This window comes from Paenibacillus sp. y28 (assembly GCF_037137075.1).
GTDB lineage: Bacteria > Bacillota > Bacilli > Paenibacillales > NBRC-103111 > JBBBNV01.
Map to the genome: position 1 here is coordinate 158,539 of NZ_JBBBNV010000002.1, position 17,958 is coordinate 176,496.

The 17,958-nt window shown below is 50.1% G+C and carries 14 protein-coding genes, 1 tRNA gene and 2 pseudogenes; 8 read left to right on the plus strand and 9 right to left on the minus strand.

The window, feature by feature from the left end:
* The first annotated feature begins 345 nt into the window (after positions 1-345).
* On the plus strand, positions 346-1,521 hold the full coding sequence (locus WBG83_RS03875; protein ID WP_442955788.1) for an iron-containing alcohol dehydrogenase: 1,176 nt from the start codon (positions 346-348) through the stop codon (positions 1,519-1,521).
* A 475-nt stretch (positions 1,522-1,996) separates the two neighbouring features.
* On the opposite strand, the gene WBG83_RS03880 is transcribed toward WBG83_RS03875, so the two are convergent.
* The 3 genes from WBG83_RS03880 to WBG83_RS03890 all read right to left on the minus strand — a co-directional run bounded on the left by WBG83_RS03880 (position 1,997) and on the right by WBG83_RS03890 (position 4,312).
* Positions 1,997-2,911 carry an NAD(P)/FAD-dependent oxidoreductase gene (locus WBG83_RS03880; protein WP_336742867.1) on the minus strand — a complete coding sequence of 305 codons (915 nt, stop codon included), beginning with the start codon at positions 2,909-2,911 and terminating at the stop codon, positions 1,997-1,999.
* Positions 2,912-3,048: 137 nt separating this feature from the next.
* Positions 3,049-3,450: an Rrf2 family transcriptional regulator gene (locus WBG83_RS03885; protein WP_336742869.1), complete on the minus strand. Its 402-nt coding sequence runs from the start codon at positions 3,448-3,450 to the stop codon at positions 3,049-3,051.
* A 274-nt stretch (positions 3,451-3,724) separates the two neighbouring features.
* The gene (locus WBG83_RS03890; RefSeq protein WP_336742873.1) at positions 3,725-4,312 is read right to left on the minus strand and encodes a TetR/AcrR family transcriptional regulator; all 588 of its coding nucleotides are present in this window, start codon (positions 4,310-4,312) and stop codon (positions 3,725-3,727) included.
* Positions 4,313-4,855: 543 nt separating this feature from the next.
* Between WBG83_RS03890 and WBG83_RS03895 the strand changes: the two genes are divergently transcribed.
* Positions 4,856-6,082 (plus strand): MFS transporter, encoded by a 1,227-nt coding sequence (locus tag WBG83_RS03895; protein WP_336742874.1) that lies wholly within the window; start codon positions 4,856-4,858, stop codon positions 6,080-6,082.
* A gap of 746 nt (positions 6,083-6,828) precedes the next feature.
* On the opposite strand, the gene WBG83_RS03900 is transcribed toward WBG83_RS03895, so the two are convergent.
* From WBG83_RS03900 to WBG83_RS03915, 4 genes are all read right to left on the minus strand, one after another.
* Positions 6,829-7,521, minus strand: a complete 693-nt coding sequence (locus tag WBG83_RS03900) for a transcriptional regulator (protein ID WP_336742876.1) — start codon at positions 7,519-7,521, stop codon at positions 6,829-6,831.
* Between the two features lie 870 nt (positions 7,522-8,391).
* A complete protein-coding gene (locus tag WBG83_RS03905) occupies positions 8,392-9,558 on the minus strand; it encodes a Ger(x)C family spore germination protein (protein WP_336742877.1) in 1,167 nt (388 codons plus the stop codon).
* Positions 9,539-10,648: a GerAB/ArcD/ProY family transporter gene (locus WBG83_RS03910; protein WP_336742879.1), complete on the minus strand. Its 1,110-nt coding sequence runs from the start codon at positions 10,646-10,648 to the stop codon at positions 9,539-9,541. Before WBG83_RS03910 ends, WBG83_RS03905 begins: the two co-directional genes overlap by 20 nt.
* Positions 10,649-10,669: 21 nt before the next feature.
* Positions 10,670-12,154, minus strand: coding sequence for a spore germination protein (locus tag WBG83_RS03915; protein WP_336742880.1), 1,485 nt, complete (start codon positions 12,152-12,154; stop codon positions 10,670-10,672).
* Positions 12,155-12,440: 286 nt separating this feature from the next.
* On the opposite strand from WBG83_RS03915, the gene WBG83_RS03920 reads away from it, so the two are divergent.
* The 3 genes from WBG83_RS03920 to WBG83_RS03930 all read left to right on the plus strand — a co-directional run bounded on the left by WBG83_RS03920 (position 12,441) and on the right by WBG83_RS03930 (position 14,309).
* Positions 12,441-12,513: transfer RNA gene (locus WBG83_RS03920), tRNA-Ala, on the plus strand.
* 99 nt (positions 12,514-12,612) lie between these two features.
* Complete coding sequence (locus WBG83_RS03925) at positions 12,613-13,575, plus strand: helix-turn-helix transcriptional regulator (protein WP_336742882.1); 963 nt, start codon at positions 12,613-12,615, stop codon at positions 13,573-13,575.
* A gap of 107 nt (positions 13,576-13,682) precedes the next feature.
* Positions 13,683-14,309: a type 1 glutamine amidotransferase family protein gene (locus tag WBG83_RS03930; protein WP_336742884.1), complete on the plus strand. Its 627-nt coding sequence runs from the start codon at positions 13,683-13,685 to the stop codon at positions 14,307-14,309.
* Positions 14,310-15,071: 762 nt separating this feature from the next.
* Here the strand turns inward: WBG83_RS03930 and WBG83_RS03935 are convergent.
* Positions 15,072-15,522, minus strand: a pseudogene (locus WBG83_RS03935) (glycoside hydrolase family 30 beta sandwich domain-containing protein); the annotation flags it as partial.
* Between the two features lie 86 nt (positions 15,523-15,608).
* On the opposite strand from WBG83_RS03935, the gene WBG83_RS03940 reads away from it, so the two are divergent.
* The 3 genes and pseudogenes from WBG83_RS03940 to WBG83_RS03950 all read left to right on the plus strand — a co-directional run.
* On the plus strand, positions 15,609-16,190 hold the full coding sequence (locus tag WBG83_RS03940) for a TetR/AcrR family transcriptional regulator (protein WP_336742886.1): 582 nt from the start codon (positions 15,609-15,611) through the stop codon (positions 16,188-16,190).
* A 65-nt stretch (positions 16,191-16,255) separates the two neighbouring features.
* Positions 16,256-16,966, plus strand: a complete 711-nt coding sequence (locus WBG83_RS03945) for an SDR family oxidoreductase (protein WP_336742888.1) — start codon at positions 16,256-16,258, stop codon at positions 16,964-16,966.
* A gap of 72 nt (positions 16,967-17,038) precedes the next feature.
* Positions 17,039-17,509: pseudogene (locus WBG83_RS03950) on the plus strand (IS3 family transposase); the annotation flags it as partial.
* Between the two features lie 92 nt (positions 17,510-17,601).
* Here WBG83_RS03950 and WBG83_RS03955 read toward each other — a convergent pair.
* Positions 17,602-17,919: a putative quinol monooxygenase gene (locus WBG83_RS03955; RefSeq protein WP_336742889.1), complete on the minus strand. Its 318-nt coding sequence runs from the start codon at positions 17,917-17,919 to the stop codon at positions 17,602-17,604.
* Between the last annotated feature and the right edge of the window lie 39 nt (positions 17,920-17,958).

Here is a 17,958-nt window from a genome sequence, read left to right on the forward strand (position 1 = left end):
AAACGAAAGCCGGAGGAGGGCTTTCCGGCGAGCGTGCTAGCTGATGAATAAATGATTCGCCTTGCCTGCTGCAGGCAGGGCTTTTTCTGTGAAAGAGCTGCTTTCATACCGGGGATGCGACAGAAAGTCATGACGGTTTTTTGGGGATTAGAAATCATGCCGGACGACAGGTGGTATGAACGTTTGCAGGAGCTATCCGAAATGCGCAGCTTCGATTCGGTCCTGCCTGATACAATGGCTAGATGTAACATTGTGATTTTAATCACATAATGATCAAGGGATTTATTTTACAATGAAAGGGAACCATTGGCAGGCATTTTGATAGACTAAGGAGTGAGCGCAATGCTGTCTGTCCGGACTATTTATTGGCCTTCTATTAATTTGATCGGTCCCGGTTGTGTCAAACAAATCGGCGGGGAAATTCGCAAGCTGGGAGGAACCAAGGCACTGCTTGTGACGGATCAAGTGCTGAATCAGCTTGGTGTGGTCAAGCGGGTAACGGATGTGCTGGAGGAGAGCGGCATCCCGTATGCCGTCTTCGATGATGTGAAGCCGAATCCGACAACCCGCAACGTATATGACGGCTTGGAGGCTTTTCAGCGAGAGGCGTGCGACTTTATTATTTCACTGGGCGGCGGGTCGCCCCAGGACGCGGCCAAGGCAATTGGACTGCTGTTTACAAACGGCGGGAACATTGTGGATTACGAAGGTATCGGCAAATCCGTGTATAAATCGGTGCCCATTATGGCTGTCAACACGACCGCTGGAACCGCCTCGGAGGTGACCATCAATTATGTCATTACCGATGAGCATCGAAAAATCAAAATGGTCATGGTCGATCCGAACTCGCTGGCGGCCATTGCAATTAATGATCCCGAGCTGATGCTTCAAAAGCCCGCCTCCCTGACTGCAGCGACCGGGATGGACGCATTAACGCATGCCATCGAATCTTATATTACAAAAGGCAGCTTCGCGCTGTCGGATGCGCTATCGCTGAAGGCGATTGAGTTTATCGCGGCCTCGCTCCCGGATGCGGTCGCCGATGGGCAGAACCTGGAAGCGAGATCTGGTATGGCATGGGGCTCGTATGTCGCCGGGCTGTCCTTCTCTAACAGCGGCCTCGGCATTGTACACAGCATGGCCCATCAGCTCGGCTCCGAGTACGATTTGCCGCACGGCGTGGCCAACGCCATTTTGCTCCCTTACGTGATGGACTTTAATCTGGACGCCTGCCCGCACAAATTCGCGGATATTGCCAAAGCGCTTGGGACGGACCCCGGAGAAACGGCATCGGTACAGGAAGCAGCTCAAGCCGCGCTGCGGGCCGTACAGGAGCTGTCGGCCAAGGTGGGCATCCCTGCGCTGGAAGAGACGGCTTTCCGGCTGGAGGATATCGACCGGCTGGCCGATCAGGCGATGAAGGATGTTTGTACTGGCGGAAATCCGAAGGAAGTAAGCAAGGAGCAAATCAAGGAAATTTACCGAAGGGCATACTACAAGCAATATTATCCGCGGGACTGAGCTGCACCCGAATGAAATAAAAGAACCTTCCCGTGTGACAGGATCATCGCGATAAATAGGGCTTGCTGAACAATGAATAAACGGTAGAAATCATGAGATAATCCACTATGGGAAATCGTGGTTTAATAATTGATGACCTGCACGGTTTGTGCGGGAATTCTTTAAAAAACCTTGTACCTGCAGTAAAGTGAACAGTTTAGAATGTTCCGATTGAACCCAAATGGATGGCGAAAAGAGCATATTATGCATGATTTCTTGTATATCTTGTATTCGTTCAGCAAGCCCAAAATAAAAGCCCCGGCACCAAGTCAGAGATAGCCATTCTGATTCGGTGCCGGGGTTCTATTTCATCCGGGGTTCCGCTGCACAGATACTTCCTGGATCGGCTGCACTAAGCTTGGAAAGAAAGGGCGGACGGTTGGTGTTTGCCGTATTTTCCGAAAAACGATTCTGTCTACAATTCGGTGTTTCCGGATTATCCGCGGCTGTTCCAATCCTCTGTCAGCAGCTCGTTGTTTATGCCCACGGCGGAGAGCGCTCCTAACGACGCGGCAGTGATAACCTGGTACATCTCCGACGCTGCATCGCCGGCGCTATAGACGCCCGGTACGCTTGTTTTGCCGAAAGCATCCACCACGACGGTTCCCGATTCTGTCGTTCGGCAGCCTAATGCTTGCGGCAGATCGGAGCCTGCGGCCAGCCTCGGAGCGAAGAAAATGCCCGTGCAGGGCACGCTTGTGCCATCCGACAGCACCACCCGTTCCACCATGCCGCCGTTTGCTTCAATGCGGTCAATCGGTGACTGAAGCACAGGGATATCCCGCTGCTCCAGCTCCGCGCCCTGCTCCTCCGTCCATCCCGCCGGGCCATTGGTGCAAATCGTAAACCGGCTTGTCCAGCCGGACAGCGTTTTGGCGGCGTGCAGCGCTTGTGCGCCGTTTACAATCAAGACAAGCGGCTGGTCTCTTAATTCCCAGCCATCGCAATAAGGGCATACGAAGGCGCTTTTGCCGTAGACGTCCGCCAAGCCGTTAATCTCCAGCGGCACATCCTTTTTTCCGACGGCAAAAAGAAGCTTTTTACTCCGGTAGACCGCTCCTTGTGCCGTTGTAATCTGGAAATGCCCATCTGTTCCGGCAGCCGCTGCCGCCGTGTCCTCCACAAACCGGACGGAAGGGTAGGCGCTTATTTGTTCCCGGGCAATGCGCCTGAATTCACCCGGACTGATGCCGTCCCGGGTAAGGAAGCCGTGGGATTCACGAGTAACCCGATTGCGCGGGAGCCCTTCATCAATGACCACTACGGTTTTTCTGGCTCTGCCCAGCACTAGCGCCGTATTCATCCCCGCCGGCCCGCCCCCAATAATGATGGTGTCAAGCAGCTTCTCCATAAATCAATCGTCCTCCCTGAATTTGAATGATAGCTGAAACCCAGAATAGATCAGCTTGGCTTGTCAGCGAAAGAAATTTTTTTAAAGGATTTTAAAGACTCTTTATATCTGTAATATATTAAAAAAATAAACGAGGCTCAAAGAACCTGCGTTATTTTTTTGGCCAGATCAGCAATGGTTTGGTTCCGCAAATGCTCTTCCATCTTCGTCTCGGCTTCCACGACAACCTGTTGAATCAGGCATTCGGGGCCATGGTTCAGGCTGCAGTCGAACAATGAAGCCGTGCCTTCAATGGCATGAATAATATCCAGAAACGAAATCTGCTCCCAGTTCCGCTTTAGCCGATACCCGCCATTGGCGCCGGAAGTTGATTCGATCATGTCCGCCTTAACTAGCTTGGTCAATATTTTGGACAAATACGTGGGCGACACGGATTGACGCTCGGCCAGTTGCTGAACGCCAATCAGCTTATCCGGGCTGAGCGCGGCAAGAAAGAGCATCGTATGAAGCGCATAATTCGTTGCTTTGGAGTATTTCATACCGATCGTCCACCTCAATTAAAGACTTTACCTGTCTATAATAGCTTGATAATGCGCCGGGCGTCAAGCTTGATGCCTCCAAGCGTGCGAAGGTTACAGCAAGAGGAGAAGCAGGAGGAGCGGCATTGGCAGCAATGGCAATGGTTGACTCCTGGTGTCCCTGCATCGTTTGGGAGCTATTCCCGATGCAAGCGGCTTGGGATTCGTGCGCACTGGAATCTTAAGCTCTGCCGTTAATGCCTGCGCCAGAAATACGAATGCACCGGGCCCGTGGCTATTTGCCGGGGGCCGAACGGATTCCGGTGAAGGCTCCCCGTACGAGATCCTGCACATAAGTATCGTTCAGCTCGCCGCCTGTGAGCAGCAGCCGGTAAAATATCGGCCCATAGATGAGATCGATGCTCAGCTCGATGTCAAGCGCCTGATCCAATTCGCCGCGCTTCACCGCGCGCTCCAGCATCAGGCGGGCTTCAAGCCGCCGGGGACGGAAGTACCGCGTCCGGCATGCTTCGCCGAGGACCGGGTCAAGCTGTCCTTCCCCGATAATTTCCGAAATCACGGCGCCCTCCCGGCTTCTTAGAAATCGGGTCAAGTTTGTGGCATGAATCAAAATATCCTCATAAACGGAGCCCGTATCCGGCACAGGCAGCCGTTCGTTCGCAGCCGACAGGAAGCCGTCGATGACGACAGCAGCCTTGTTCGGCCACCATTTATAAATCGTCGCCTTGCTAACCTTGGCGTGCTCGGCGATTTTCTCGACCGTAACCGCCTCAAAGCCTTGCTCCAGCAATAGTGCATAGGAGGCGGAAAGGATGGACTTCTGAGTTTCTACATTCCGCGGCCGACCTCGTTTGCCCTGCATCCGATTCATTCCTCTCGCAAGTATGATTGTTTACGATACGTTCAGTATACAAAAGATAAAATCAAAGTGGAAATCATAATCCCATACGGAATGCCGGTTTAAATAAAAAGAATAAAAGCTGAAAAGCTGAAAAACTGCCTAAAAGCTGAAAAGCCTAAAAGCTGAAAAGCGTAAAAGCTGAAAAGCGTAAAAGCTGAAAAGCGTAAAAGCGTAAAAGCGTAAAAGCTGAAAAGCTGAAAAGCGTAAAAGCTGAAAAGCCTAAAAGCGTAAAAAGCGTAAAAGCAGAAAAGCAGAAAAGCAGAAAAGCATAAAAGCTGAAAAACTGAAAAACCTAAAAACCTAAAAACCTAAAAGCCGAAAAGCCGAAAAGCCGAAAAGCCGAAAAGCCGAAAAGCAAGAAAAACTGCAAAGCCTATTTACAAAACTATACGTTCAGTATATGATAAAACCAATGATTAATGAACGATACGTTCAGAATTTGATTTCAAAAAGCTTTGCTGAACCGGTATGTTCATGCGAATGAGAGGGAAGAGGTGGATTACGATGTCAAGTAAACCAGAAAACCGGATTTCGGGCTGGCTCATTTTTATGCTGGCCGCGGCTTGCGGTATCATTGTGGCGAATCTGTATTATTCACAAACGCTGGTCGGACCGATCCGGGAAGCAACCGGATTATCCGAGGCTGCATCAGGATTTATCGTGACGGTTACCCAGCTTGGCTATGTGGCCGGGCTGCTGTTTATCGTCCCGCTTAGTGACAAGATCGAGAACCGCCGCCTTACCGTTGTGTCGCTCGTCGTTGCAGCTGCCGCTTTGCTTGGGGCTGCATTCGCTCCTAACGCGGCGCTGTTCCTGACGGCTTCTCTGCTGATTGGGATCGGGTCCGTGGTCGCCCAAATTTTGGTGCCGTATGCGACGTATTTGGCATCTGAAGAGCAGCGCGGCCGGGTTGTCGGCAATGTAATGAGCGGACTTTTAATCGGCATTATGTTTGCCCGGCCTCTTGCGAGCTTCGTCGCCAGTCTGTGGGGCTGGCAGGCCATCTATATTTTGTCCGCTGCGGTTATCACGGTGCTTATTTTTGTGTTGTGGCGTGCTCTACCGGAGCGCAAAGTTCAGAGCCCGGCCTCATACGGCCAGCTGATATTTTCTTTGGGCTCCCTTCTGAAGCAGACGCCGGTGCTGCGCCGCAGAGCTTTGTATCAAGCCTGCTTGTTCGGCTCGTTCAGCCTGTTCTGGACAGTGGCGCCGCTGCATCTGGCGGACGAATTCGGCATGTCCCAGAAGGGCATTGCCTGGTTTGCGCTCGTCGGTGTCGGCGGAGCCATAGCGGCGCCGATTGCCGGACGGCTGGCGGATAGGGGCTGGACCCGGCTGCTTACCGGGCTGGCGCTCCTGATAGCCGCTTTATCTTTCCTTATCGTCTTCGTGTTGCCGAGCCACTCGACCGTGAGCCTCGTTCTGCTCTTCGTTGCCGCGCTCACCCTGGATATGGCGGTTTCCGGCAATCTCGTACTCGGCCAGCGCGCGATTTACTCCTTGGGCTCGGAAGCCAGAGGACGTCTGAACGGACTGTTTATGTCCATCTTTTTCATCGGCGGTGCAATTGGTTCGTCGCTGGGCGGCTGGGCTTACGCCTATGGCGGCTGGAGCTTCAGCTCCCTTCTGGGTACGGCCTTGCCGGTCCTTGCGCTGCTGTACTTCTTCACCGAGCGGCAGCCCGAGCCCCGCAGCAAGGGCTCCGTCGGGCAGGGTGCAAGCTCCAAGTGAGCCCTGTACAGATGGACTGATGTGACGTGAAGTTGGAGCCAGAACCAAGTGAGCCCTGTGCAGATGGACTAATGTGACGTGAAGTGTGGAGCCAGAACCAAGTGAGCCCTGTGCAGATGGACTTGATGTGACGTGAAGTTGGAGCCAGAACCAAGTGAGCCCTGTACAGATGGACTGATGTGACGTGAAGTTGGAGCCAGAACCAAGTGAGCCCTGTGCAGATGGACTGATGTGACGTGAAATTGGAGCCAGAACCAAGTGAGCCCTGTGCAGATGGACTGATGTGACGTGAAGTTGGAGCCAGAACCAAGTGAGCCCCTGTGCAGATGGACTGATGTGACCTGAAGTTGGAGCCAGAACCAAGTGAGCCCTGTACAGATGGACTTGATGTGACGTGAAACGTGGTGCAGTATGTTCATAGAATGAGGGATGCGAAGGCGGATTGTTATCTAGGATGAGATATACTGTGAGTTGTGCAGTGTGGAAATTACTTGAGCAGAAACAGGCAGGGTGAGTGTGTTTACAGGGTTACATGTGCATGTGTTGAGCATGGCGTCTCATTCTACCGTTATCGCGGAAAACACTACTGTAATGGAACTGAGCGACCTTATTTGTTTGAATACGAGCCAAATTACAATGTAACGGAACTGAGCGCCGTTATTTGAGCAATTTGTTGTAAAAAGCGCTTAAACTGCATCAATAACGCTTCTGAGTTCCGTTACAATTTATTCCCGGCTATTTTTGGCTCAATAAGGGCTCCCAGTTCCGTTAGCCCCAACTATGCTTCGGAGGCTCTCGCCAACATTTAGCTGATAAGTCCGGTACCGTACATTTCCACCTGCAACAACGATGTAATTCTCGTCTACCAAACGATGTAATACAATACGTGCGTATCGATCAGTAACCCGAAGATGTGACGCAAGTTCATTCGGTGTAAAAGGCCTGAGTAATCTGCGTGCATATCGAACCGTTTCGGCTTCAATACAGTTCAGCCGGGCATCTGCCTCGAATGACAGCAGCTTTCCAACGAACGATAAAATTAATTGCTTGCAAAATTCTGGTTCATCCCGAATCGACAAGTAAGCGATCGGCAAAAAGATCCAATCATCGAGAGACAATAAGCTTTGTCTACGGCACAGATCTTTAAATCTGCGTGTATCCAAATCTCGGGCATGCGACCGGTAATCATGAATTTCAATATCGCCTTTCATACTTCCTGGTAAAAAAGCCAAGTCGAGATACCTGAACCCGTTATTAAAATCACGCACCTCCCATTCGGGATGTAAATGGTCGAAATTACCGACGACAGGATACCATATGGAACGCAACATCTCCACAGTGCCATGGCTTAATCCTTTTTGCAATAACTCGCGTCTTCGATGATTTTTTTCCTGTCCTATCTGCTTCTGCATCCACGATTCGTAATCTTTCTTAAACATGTAGTACCCCTCCTTTCATCAAGAAAAATAGAAAAGCCGCCTCGATACATTAAGTATCGAAGCGGCATGTGCTTCATGACCGTTCTCGTTTGAGTATAGCATTGCAGTTAGTTCAAATTCAAGGCGAGAGTTAGATAGCGAATCTACTTCGTTGATAAAGCTTCGTCAGCCGATGATCAGGATTTGGATCTCCCATGACAGCTAGGTGAGTATGGACGAGTCTTATCCCCTCGGCTCACCATGAAGACGTATTCCTAAAATTAGTTTCTTTTCATATGTGTTGTTTATTAGAGCGATCGATCGTCGTAGTCTGTGCTGTGACATCATGATCTGGTTCACCGAATCCCATCGTCACAAGAGTGGTGCCCATCATCATAAGTATGGATCTGTTGGAAATAGTAAAGGTCACTCATGATCGGAATGAGTGGGGGTACGCGGATAGCCGCAAAACAATTGTTATGAGCTGGGCAGTTCGGCAGACAACGGATTATAAATGAATTGCTGGCTGCGGTTACACAGAGCTGATATCCGGGCAAGGCATAACATGCGGGTCCGTACATGCTTGGACCAGCACAAATGTATCACGTTAAAATAGGCAAGAACACCCCGGACACACGAGTAAGGGGTGGTGTTCTTGCCTTTAAGCCCAAGCAACAGCTTCGCCCTCCGAGGCGTATCTGGTTATCGGGTGATTAGACCGAAACTTGAACCTGCAGACGGTACTCGAAAATCCTCTCACGACACCAGCCCAGCCGGCGTTCGGCTTGCCGTTTGTGCTTTGTACGCTATTCCCACGAAAGCTTCATGGCTGTGCAGCGGATCTGTCTCATTGGCGGACATATAACAAGCTGTTCGAATGGTCGTTTCTTTTTAACCGCGCTTCGTCCCCCTGGTACCGAACTCCTGTATGTCCACCTTCACGTCGATGGCGACAGGCATCCGGCTGAACCGTTCCTCCCAATCCTCCTGGACCTGCTTCCATACCTTCGGATGGGTTATGCTGAGGCGCTTGCCGAAGCCTGCAACGTCCGCCTTGTACTGCTGCTGCGTGCGGGCAAGCGCTTTTTCCGCCATTTGCTTAATTTGGGCCGCCGCAGCCTCCTCGGTCCGCTCAACAAACGCCGTATCGAAGGCGTCCCCCGGAATCGCCCAATCCTCACGCAGCTTTCCTGATGTTTTGATCTTCACCCGGAAGGAAATTTGTTCTCCATCGACGAGAGGCTCAATCCGGGACGACATATTCCGGACCTCGTAGCCAAACATTGCTCCGCTCTGCGGCTCAGTCCCCTCAACGATACCATTGGACCGTTCCTTTTCCACAATCCAGTTCAGTCCTATGGTTTCCGTTTCATTCAGCCAGCCGATCATCCGGGAGCTTCGTCCGCTGATTACCGCTGCTCCGGTAAGCTTGGACTCTTCTTTTAGGCCGGCTACGCCCTGTATCACAAAGCTCCTTTCCCCGGTCAAATGCTCCGACATATTCCCAAGTGTAAGGCCGGGGGGAATCCGCAAGGATTTTCGGTAGTTGTCCGTCAGCTCGCGCAGCTCCATGGCGGGATTTTTCATGCTTTTCGCTTTGGTGAAAACTTGACTCGCCTTGCCGTGCGAAAGGACGACCCGAATGGAACGCCTTGTTTCCGTGTTGCGCAGAAAGAAATTAATGACCTTCTTCAGATCAAACGCCCGCGCCGCTTCATCGCTAATCACGATTATCCGCAAATGCTCATAGCTGGGAGGGCGGGCCGATCGGGTAGACAGCTCCCGGATATTGTCGAAGATGATGGGGCCGGAGCTGGACATATTGATATAATCCTTCTGCGCTTTGCTGCTGGCGCTCTCGGAGAATTGATTCGGAAGGGCGAAGTGATGCACCATGGCGAGCTGAGGAGAGGCATCCTTCGTTCCTTCCAGTAAATCAATGCCGATCCCGAGCACGATGCCGGTTTCTTCGATTTCATTGCGATCCCAGCAGCCGGCCAGCAGTAGCAGACTGTATAAAAGCAGCGGAATGAGACGTTTACGGGCGTTTTTTCGCATGCCCGATCCTCCTTACAGACGTCAGAATAAACAGGAGAAGCGGAATAACGCCGAACATGAGAAATGAGAAATAACCGATATAATCCCCGATTTTGAACACCAGGTTCAGGTTTTCCGGCCATATCGCAATCATATAAATGACTGGCAGAGAGCCGTAGGCGAACCATTGAAATTTTTTATTCGTAATTTGTCCCAGCCCCAGACATGCTCCATAATGGTACAGCACAAAAGCCGTAAACATCGAAATCACCCACAACACGGTAAACAAGGATTCGAAGCGCTCAAAAAAGCCGCCGGGCAGTTCAATGTTCATCGCTACGGACATGGTCGGCCAGGTGACCGTTTTCACTTCCTCCACGGTTAAGGAACCAACCGCTACAGCGACGACCAGCGTGTATAATATCGTCGTGATGCTGATGCCCGTTAGCGTCGCTTTGATAGCCATGCGCGGATTCGCCATAAATGCCGTTATGAACAGCATCGACTCGAAGCCGCTGTAGGATAGAAGAGAGGGCAGGACGCCCTTGACTACAGGCTTCAGGCCATCCCCCAGTACAGGGCGAATATTGTCAAGCTCAAAGTCACGCAGGCTGAACAAAATGAACACGACCAGAATCAGAACAATGATCGGCATAAACAGCTCAATTAGCTGGGCAATGGCATTCATGCCGGCGGTAGTCAAGTAAACCGCAACTCCCATGAAGGTGATCATAATAATTGCAAGCGGGGTCTTATCCAGCAAATACATCCGCACCACCTCGCCCATGACCCGCAGCAAATAACCGGAGGAATAGAGGTAGTACATGCACAAGGTTAGGGCAATCGGAATGCCGAGCCATCTGCCGACGATTTCCTGACTGTAAACATAAAAGGTCCGGCCGGGAAAGCGCCGGCTCAAATTCGCAACCACCCACCCGAACATGAGCGTCAGGATACCGCTGATGATAGCCGAAATCCACCCGTCCGGGGTGCCTACACTTTTCCCGATGCTTTGAGGCAGGACCAGGATGCCTGTGCCAATCATCGCCTTCGAGGTCATCATCGCCGCTTGCGCCGAGGAAATGGTTGGTTTGGTCTGATCATCGCTCATGGCTTCATTTCCCCTTGTGTATTATTTCTGCCGACGGCTGTCCTTCGGTCTGACCATAGCCGGACGCCGTTTCAGCATCTGGAGCGGGAAGCGGAGGAGAAGATCCTTCCACCGCGACGGGCGTGCCGGGATAAATGGAGACAAATAGGGGACACCAAAGCTTTTGAGCCGGACCAGATGAACCGAAATCAGCAAATAAAACAGGATTACGCCGTACAGCCCGAAGACCGCCGCCGCCATCATCATGCCGAAGCGCAGAATACGAATCGCCAGGCCTGCGCTGTATTGCGGCAGGGCAAAGGAGGATATCGCGGTCAGGGCGACCACGATGACCATAATCGGACTGACGATAGCGGCTTGTACAGCCGCTTCTCCGATGACCAGGCCGCCAACGATGCCGACGGCCTGACCGATCGGCTTGGGCAGCCGGAGACCGGCTTCACGCAATATTTCCAGCGTAATCTCCATAATGAGCGCCTCGACAATAGAAGGGAAGGGCACGCCCTCCCTGCCTGATGCAACCGAGATCGCCAGCTTGGTCGGGATAAGCCCGTGATTATACGAGATGAGAGCGATATATAAGGAAGGCAGGAACAATGCAATACAAGCTGCGACATACCGAAGCAGCCGGATAAGAGATGACGGCAGCCAGCGTTCATAATAATCTTCAGGCGAGTTCATCAGCATGGAGAAGCTTACCGGCACGATGAGAGCAATAGGCGTGCTGTCCATCAAAATAGCCGCCCGGCCCTCCAGCAAGGAACCGGCTACCCGATCCGGGCGTTCGGTATTTTGAATCTGGGCGAAGGGCGACATTGGATGATCTTCAATGAACTGCTCGATGTAGCCGGATTCCAGCACATCGTCGATATCGATATTTTCCAGACGCCTTCTTGCTTCCTGTACCAGTGCGTCATTGGTCAAGCCTTTTATGTAGACCAAGGCGACCTTCGTCCTGGAGCGGCGGCCGATAGTGAACATTTCCATCGTAAAGCCCGGGTCCTTGATACGGCGGCGCAGCATGGCTATATTCGTGCGAAGGGTTTCCGTAAAACCGTCCCGCGGACCGCGAACCACCGCCTCGGACACAGGCTCCTCTATGGAGCGGGTTTCCCAGCCATGCGTATCGACTGCAAGCGCGGTACCCGTCCCTTCCATAAACAGCACCGTGCTGCCAGACAGCACCTCGTGAATACAGCGATCGAGCCGGTCCAGCTCCATGACCTCGGTCACCGACATCATCGCCTCTGCCACGGCGTTCTTTATGTCCGGCAGCTCGGCGGCGGCCGGGTCGGCGATCCGTTCCGCATGCATAAGCGGCATCATGATTTGATCCTGGATGGTTTGCTTGTCAACAAGCCCCTCCACATATACAAGCACCGCCCGCCATTGCAGGCTCCCGATAAGAAACGGGCGGAACATCACGTCCGGACTATGCCCGATTGCGGTTTTCATCGCTTTTATATTTTCCTGAAGCTCCCGGGATAGCATTGTGTTTGCCGGCATATTTGCAAGCTCCTTCGGCTCCCATAGTCTCAGTTAGTCATTCCCCAAAAGTGGGGTTTCATGCAATGTCATCAACGGATCGCCGGGAGTTGTTCTTAAATGAAGGACCGCCTTTTTGAATATAGAATGGGGCATAGACGAAGACAACTGACGGGGCAGAGGGAGGTGATACCGAAGCCCGAAGCCCCCATCAACGCCATTACAAAAATTTAAAAATTACACTTGCGCTTCTCCAGCACCTCGTGTATAATTCTAAATTGTGAGCAAGAGAAATTACAAAACATACGGGGCCTTAGCTCAGCTGGGAGAGCGCATCGCTGGCAGCGATGAGGTCAGGGGTTCGATCCCCCTAGGCTCCATAAAAGTTTGACAAAAAAACGGCAGAAATGCCGTTTTTTTTGTTGAAATTAATGGTAATGTGAAATTTCTAATATAGTGAAATGGGCGAGGGTTGTGTTATGCCGAAAAAGGATAATATGTTAGCCATTTTATGGATGTTGAATTCGGGAGAGAAATGGACTGCAAAACAAATATCCGAAAAGTTAGAAGTAAATATAAGAACAGTTTATCGGTACATGGATGCACTATGTTTTAGTGGAGTGCCTATAGTTTCAGACCCAGGTCATCATGGTGGCTATAGCCTGCTGAATAATTTTATCAGAGCGCCTCTGTTATTTGATATGGAAGAAAAAAAGACACTCCTTCACGCTGCTGTTTTTGCAAAAGAAGCTGGATACCCCTTGAGTGAGACATTAGAGAATGCGACATCCAAGTTAAAAATGTATTCGAATGAGAAGCAGGAAAGCACACTAAACCAACATTTAGCTGGATTTGAAGTTATAAACCGCATGATCAGCTCTTCTAATCAGTTAATACTAGCGGAATTGGAGCATGCTGTAGAGAAAGAATTCTCTGTAGAAATGGATTATCGCACAAACCATGAAGAGAAACCAAAGAAAAGGAAAATAGACCCTTATGGGATCGTTTACTGGAACAACAGATGGTATACTGTTGCATTCTGCCACCTAAGGAATGAAATACGAAGTTTTCGGGTAGATCGGATATTACTAATCAAGCGTACTCAAATCATATTTAAGCGTCCTGAAGCTTTTTCTAGCCGTGAATTTTTTATGAAAAACCTGTTACCTGATCTTGTGGGTAAGGAAGGATTAATTAGTTTAATTATCGAAGGCAGGCCAGAGGCAATAGATGAACTAAGCATGCATTGGTTTTTAGGGCATCATCTGAAAGAGCGAGCATCTAATCAAGCCATCTTTTTATTCGAGGAAAAATCAATTCATCATTCTGTCCCTTATTTCCTCCTATCTTATGGTAAATCCATTCGAATAATCGAACCCCAGAGTGTGAAAGAAAGACTTGTTGCTATTGCAACAGAGTTAATGGAATATTATCAACTTTAACAGCTTCACTGACAGCAGATGTCAGTGAAGCTGTTTTATAATGAGATAGTCACTGATTACCGATGAATCGTAGTCCTTGATAGACAAAAAAAAGGAGGAAAACCAACATGGAAAATACAGTATATCTTTATGTTTTTGACAGCATGTCCGATTGGGAAATAGGTTATTTAACGGCCGAGCTAAACTCAGGAAGATACTTTAGAAAGGGGCTGGCTCCTGCACAAATAGTCACCGTTGGGATCGAAAAGGCTCCAGTAACTACAATGGGCGGATTGAAAATAACGCCTGACATGAAAGTGGATGAGTGCAGCATTACAAGCGTAGATGCACTGATTTTACCTGGTGGAAATACATGGACAGAGGCTATTCACAGGCCCATATTGGAAGTTGCTGAGATGTGTTTACAGGAAGGAATCGTAGTAGGGGCAATTTGCGGTGCTTCCATAGGACTTGCTCAAGCAGGGTTGTTAGATTCCCGTTGGCATACAAGCAATGATCTGGCGTACCTTAAAATGATTTGTCAGTCTTACACGGGCGAAAAATATTACAAATTGGAATCTGCTGTTACCGATGGAAAACTGATCACGGCTTCCGGAGTAGCTCCTCTAGAATTTTCTGTTCATGTTTTAAGAGCGCTAGATGTATTTTCTCCAGAAACATTAGACGCTTGGTATCATCTTAATAAAACTCATGAACCTCAATATTATTACGAATTAATGAATTCAGTTCAATAACAGTAAGGTTATAAGGTATGTGGAGAGCTGCGATAATCTCAAAAGACCGGAAGCGATAGCTATACTAAAGAAAGAGAAGCTGTGACAGATTAACACAGAGCACGATCCGATAACTTATATGAAATGTTTATCATGACTATCCGTGGTAGAGCGCATCGCTGGCAGCGATGAGGTCAGGGGTTCGATCCCCCTAGGCTCCATACAAAAAGAAACGTCATCGCATTATGTGATGGCGTTTTTTGTATGGATTACCCAAGGGGCGAACCCCGGGTTCCGTCCGCGCGCAGGAATAATGTAACGGAACTGAGCGACCTTATTTGTTTGAATACGAGCCAAATTACAATCTAACGGAACTGAGCGCCGTTATTTGAGCAATTTGTTGTAAAAAGCGCTCAAACTGCATCAATAACGCTTCTGAGTTCCGTTACAATTTATTCCCGGCCATTTTTGGCCCAATAAGGGCTCCCAGTTCCGTTAGCTCCACTTCGATACATTAAGCATCAAAGCGGCATGTGCTTCAGACCGTTCTCGTATAAGTATATAGAGATCGAGATTTCGGGTTCCGGCTGGCAAGGCGTACGAAGGGTTACATGTTTTGTTCCGACTAAGGGGTGTTAAATGGTATTTCATTTGAGGGATGCGCCGGTAAGTTCGGAAAAATCGACATAACCTGTAACCGGTATGTGTTGACCCTATTACGGCATTGGTCAAGGTTTGCACCTGTTTCCGCTTCAGACACAGTATCGTTATTCGTGCTTGGCGTTAATTCAATACAAACGTTGTGACACTTTGGGCAGGCGACTGCGCGGCAAAAGCATTTCCCGTTACCTGAATTGGCGATTGGGCAGCCAGGTTTCGGTTGCGATCCGTTATCCAGGAGGACGCTGTAGCAGCTGTTCCGCCTTGCAGGGTGAAGTTTTGACTGCTTGCGCTGGTTCCTCTATTCATGGCAACGATGACAATCTTGCCGTCTCCCTTGTAGGCAGAAACATATACGTTGGAATCCGGGTTTCTAGTCGCCTCAACTCTTGGTATAGCCGGGTCGGACAAGCTTCAAGAAATGAGCCATATTGTAGCCGCGCTTGCTGATTGTGCCGTCCTCATTCATAGGGCTGTACTGTCTGCGAATATACCACCATACATAAGCCTGAAAATTACCCTCAACCATAGCATTATGAATCGGATAAGTTATGCGTTGCGCCTGATCGTAACGACAGAATCAGCAGGTGGGAATTGACAGCTGCGGTAAAAAGGTATATACTCATTTTGTACCGAACGATATAGAAAGAGTGAGCGCATATGGCAAGACCACGCGAATTTGATGAGCAGCAAGCTCTGCTGAAGGCTATGCATGTGTTCTGGCAGAAAGGCTACGAAGCGACATCCATCAGTGACCTGACCACGGCGATGGGCATACAACGGCCGAGCATGTACGGTACGTTCGGCAGCAAGGAAGAGCTGTTTAACGCCGCGCTTCGCAAATATGCCGATCTCAGCCTCACTTATATCAGGAGTAAGCTGAGCCAAGCGCCTTCCGCGCGAGAGGCTGTACGTCTCTATTTGTTGGGAATCACGAATACCGAGGGTGGAAAGCAGCCTGAATGGGGTTGCTTATGTGTGAACACGCTCACCGAAATGGCGTCGCGAAACGCAAGCCTGACCCGGTTCACATCGGAGTTTCAAGGGCATCTAGCGGGTCTTTTGCGCGAGACGATTGAAGCTGGTATGCTTCGCGGGGAGTTATCAGCTGAATTGAACGCAGCAAGCGTTGCATCCGCGTTAACGATCGCGGCTGTCGGCCTATCGGTGATCATGAAAGGACAGCCTGATCGCGCAGCTGTTGAGAAAGCGATAGAACAACTGGTTTATTTACTGGGGTGAGCCAAATTTTTTTGACAATTATGTACTAATCAATACAAAATAAATGGCAAGTGGAGGAAAAGACAATGAATAAGAAAGTGGCATTGATTACAGGAGCGTACAAAGGAATAGGCTTGGAGATCGCCAGACAGTTAGGCCAGCAAGGGATCATCGTGCTTCTTGGAGCACGTTCGATTTCCAAAGCTCAGGAAGCTGCGGACGTACTGCGCAAGGAGCAAATTGAGGCGTGCGGCGTCGAACTGGACGTCACGGATGGCAATCATATTCGCTCCGTCGCGGATCTAATCAAGCTGGAATATGGCAGGCTGGACATTCTCGTGAACAACGCGGGCGTTTATTTGGATCATTTGGGCAATACGCCGGATGTTATGCGAAGCTCCTTTGAAGTGAATGTTTTCGGGCCACAGGCCTTGTCGGAGGCGCTGCTGCCTTTGTTGAAGGCGAGCCCGGCAGGCAGAATCGTAAACCAATCGAGTATTCTCGCTTCACTCGGCACGCTTCTTTCAAACGAGATGTACGGAAGTCGGTCTGCGCCAGCGTATACGACATCCAAGGCGGCCATGAATGCATGGACCGTGCAGCTTTCAATCAGCTTGAGGGATACGAACGTGAAGGTGAATGCCTGCCACCCTGGATGGGTGAAGACGGACATGGGCGGCGAAAGCGCTCCGATGGAAGTAAGCGAAGGAGCAGAAACAGCGGTATGGCTCGCCACGCTTCCAGCCGACGGCCCAACGGGCGGGTTCTACCATAAGCAAGAAGCGCTGCCTTGGTAGAACTAGTGCGGAAGAACGCATCGCTGGCAGCGATGAGGTCAGGGGTTCGATCCCCCTAGGGTCCACCAACATCTAACGGACATGACCTATAGTTCAACAAGCGAAGGCTGGTTGTATTTGGCGAGCGTAATGAACCTCTACTCACGTAAAATCGTGGGCTGGCACAGGAGTGAAAGGATGACCAAAGAGCTTGTTCTAAAGGCCTTACAACAAGCTTACGGGCGGCAGCATCCAGACAAAGGCTTACTCCATCACTCGGACCGCGGCAGCCAATATGCCTCCCTGGATTACCAAAAGCAACTTCAGATCTACGAAATGACAGGCAGTATGAGCCGAAAAGGGAACTGTCACGACAACGCCTGTATCGAGTCCTTTCACAGTGTCTTGAAGAAGGAATTGATTTACCTTACGAAATACGAGACGCGAGATGAAGCGAAGAAAAGCATCTTTGAATACATCGAAGTATTTTACAACAACCAACTACGAAGACAGGCCTGGCAATCGGATCGGCCGCGCCACTCAATCTGGCGGACACAAGGCTGATCCCGATGCCTGAAATGTAAATCCGGGTCGTTGAATGGAAAACCCCTGTAAACACAAGAGTCTCCCGGTGTTTACAGGGGTTTTCCATTGACTTAATAAATTCGATTGAATGAAAGGTTTTTTACAGGCTCTCCTGCAAATACCTGCAAATCCATAGGCGCAGCCATGAAAGAAGAGGCTTGCTGGACGAATGCCTGGAAATGAGCGCTCGTATTATGCGCAGCTATTGCAGCTTGATCCTGCCATAGCTCTACCATGGTGTAACGGTGCTGCTGCTCTGTGCTTTTTAGCAGAGTGTACGCGATGTTTCCTTCCTCGGCGCGGCTTGCCGAAACCAGAGCTTGGGCAGCTTGAAGGAAGTCCTCTTCTTTGGAGGGGTTGACCTGTAGATGGGCGTGAATAATAAGCATGGCTATCTGCCTCTCTTTCGTAAATTAACGTAATCATCG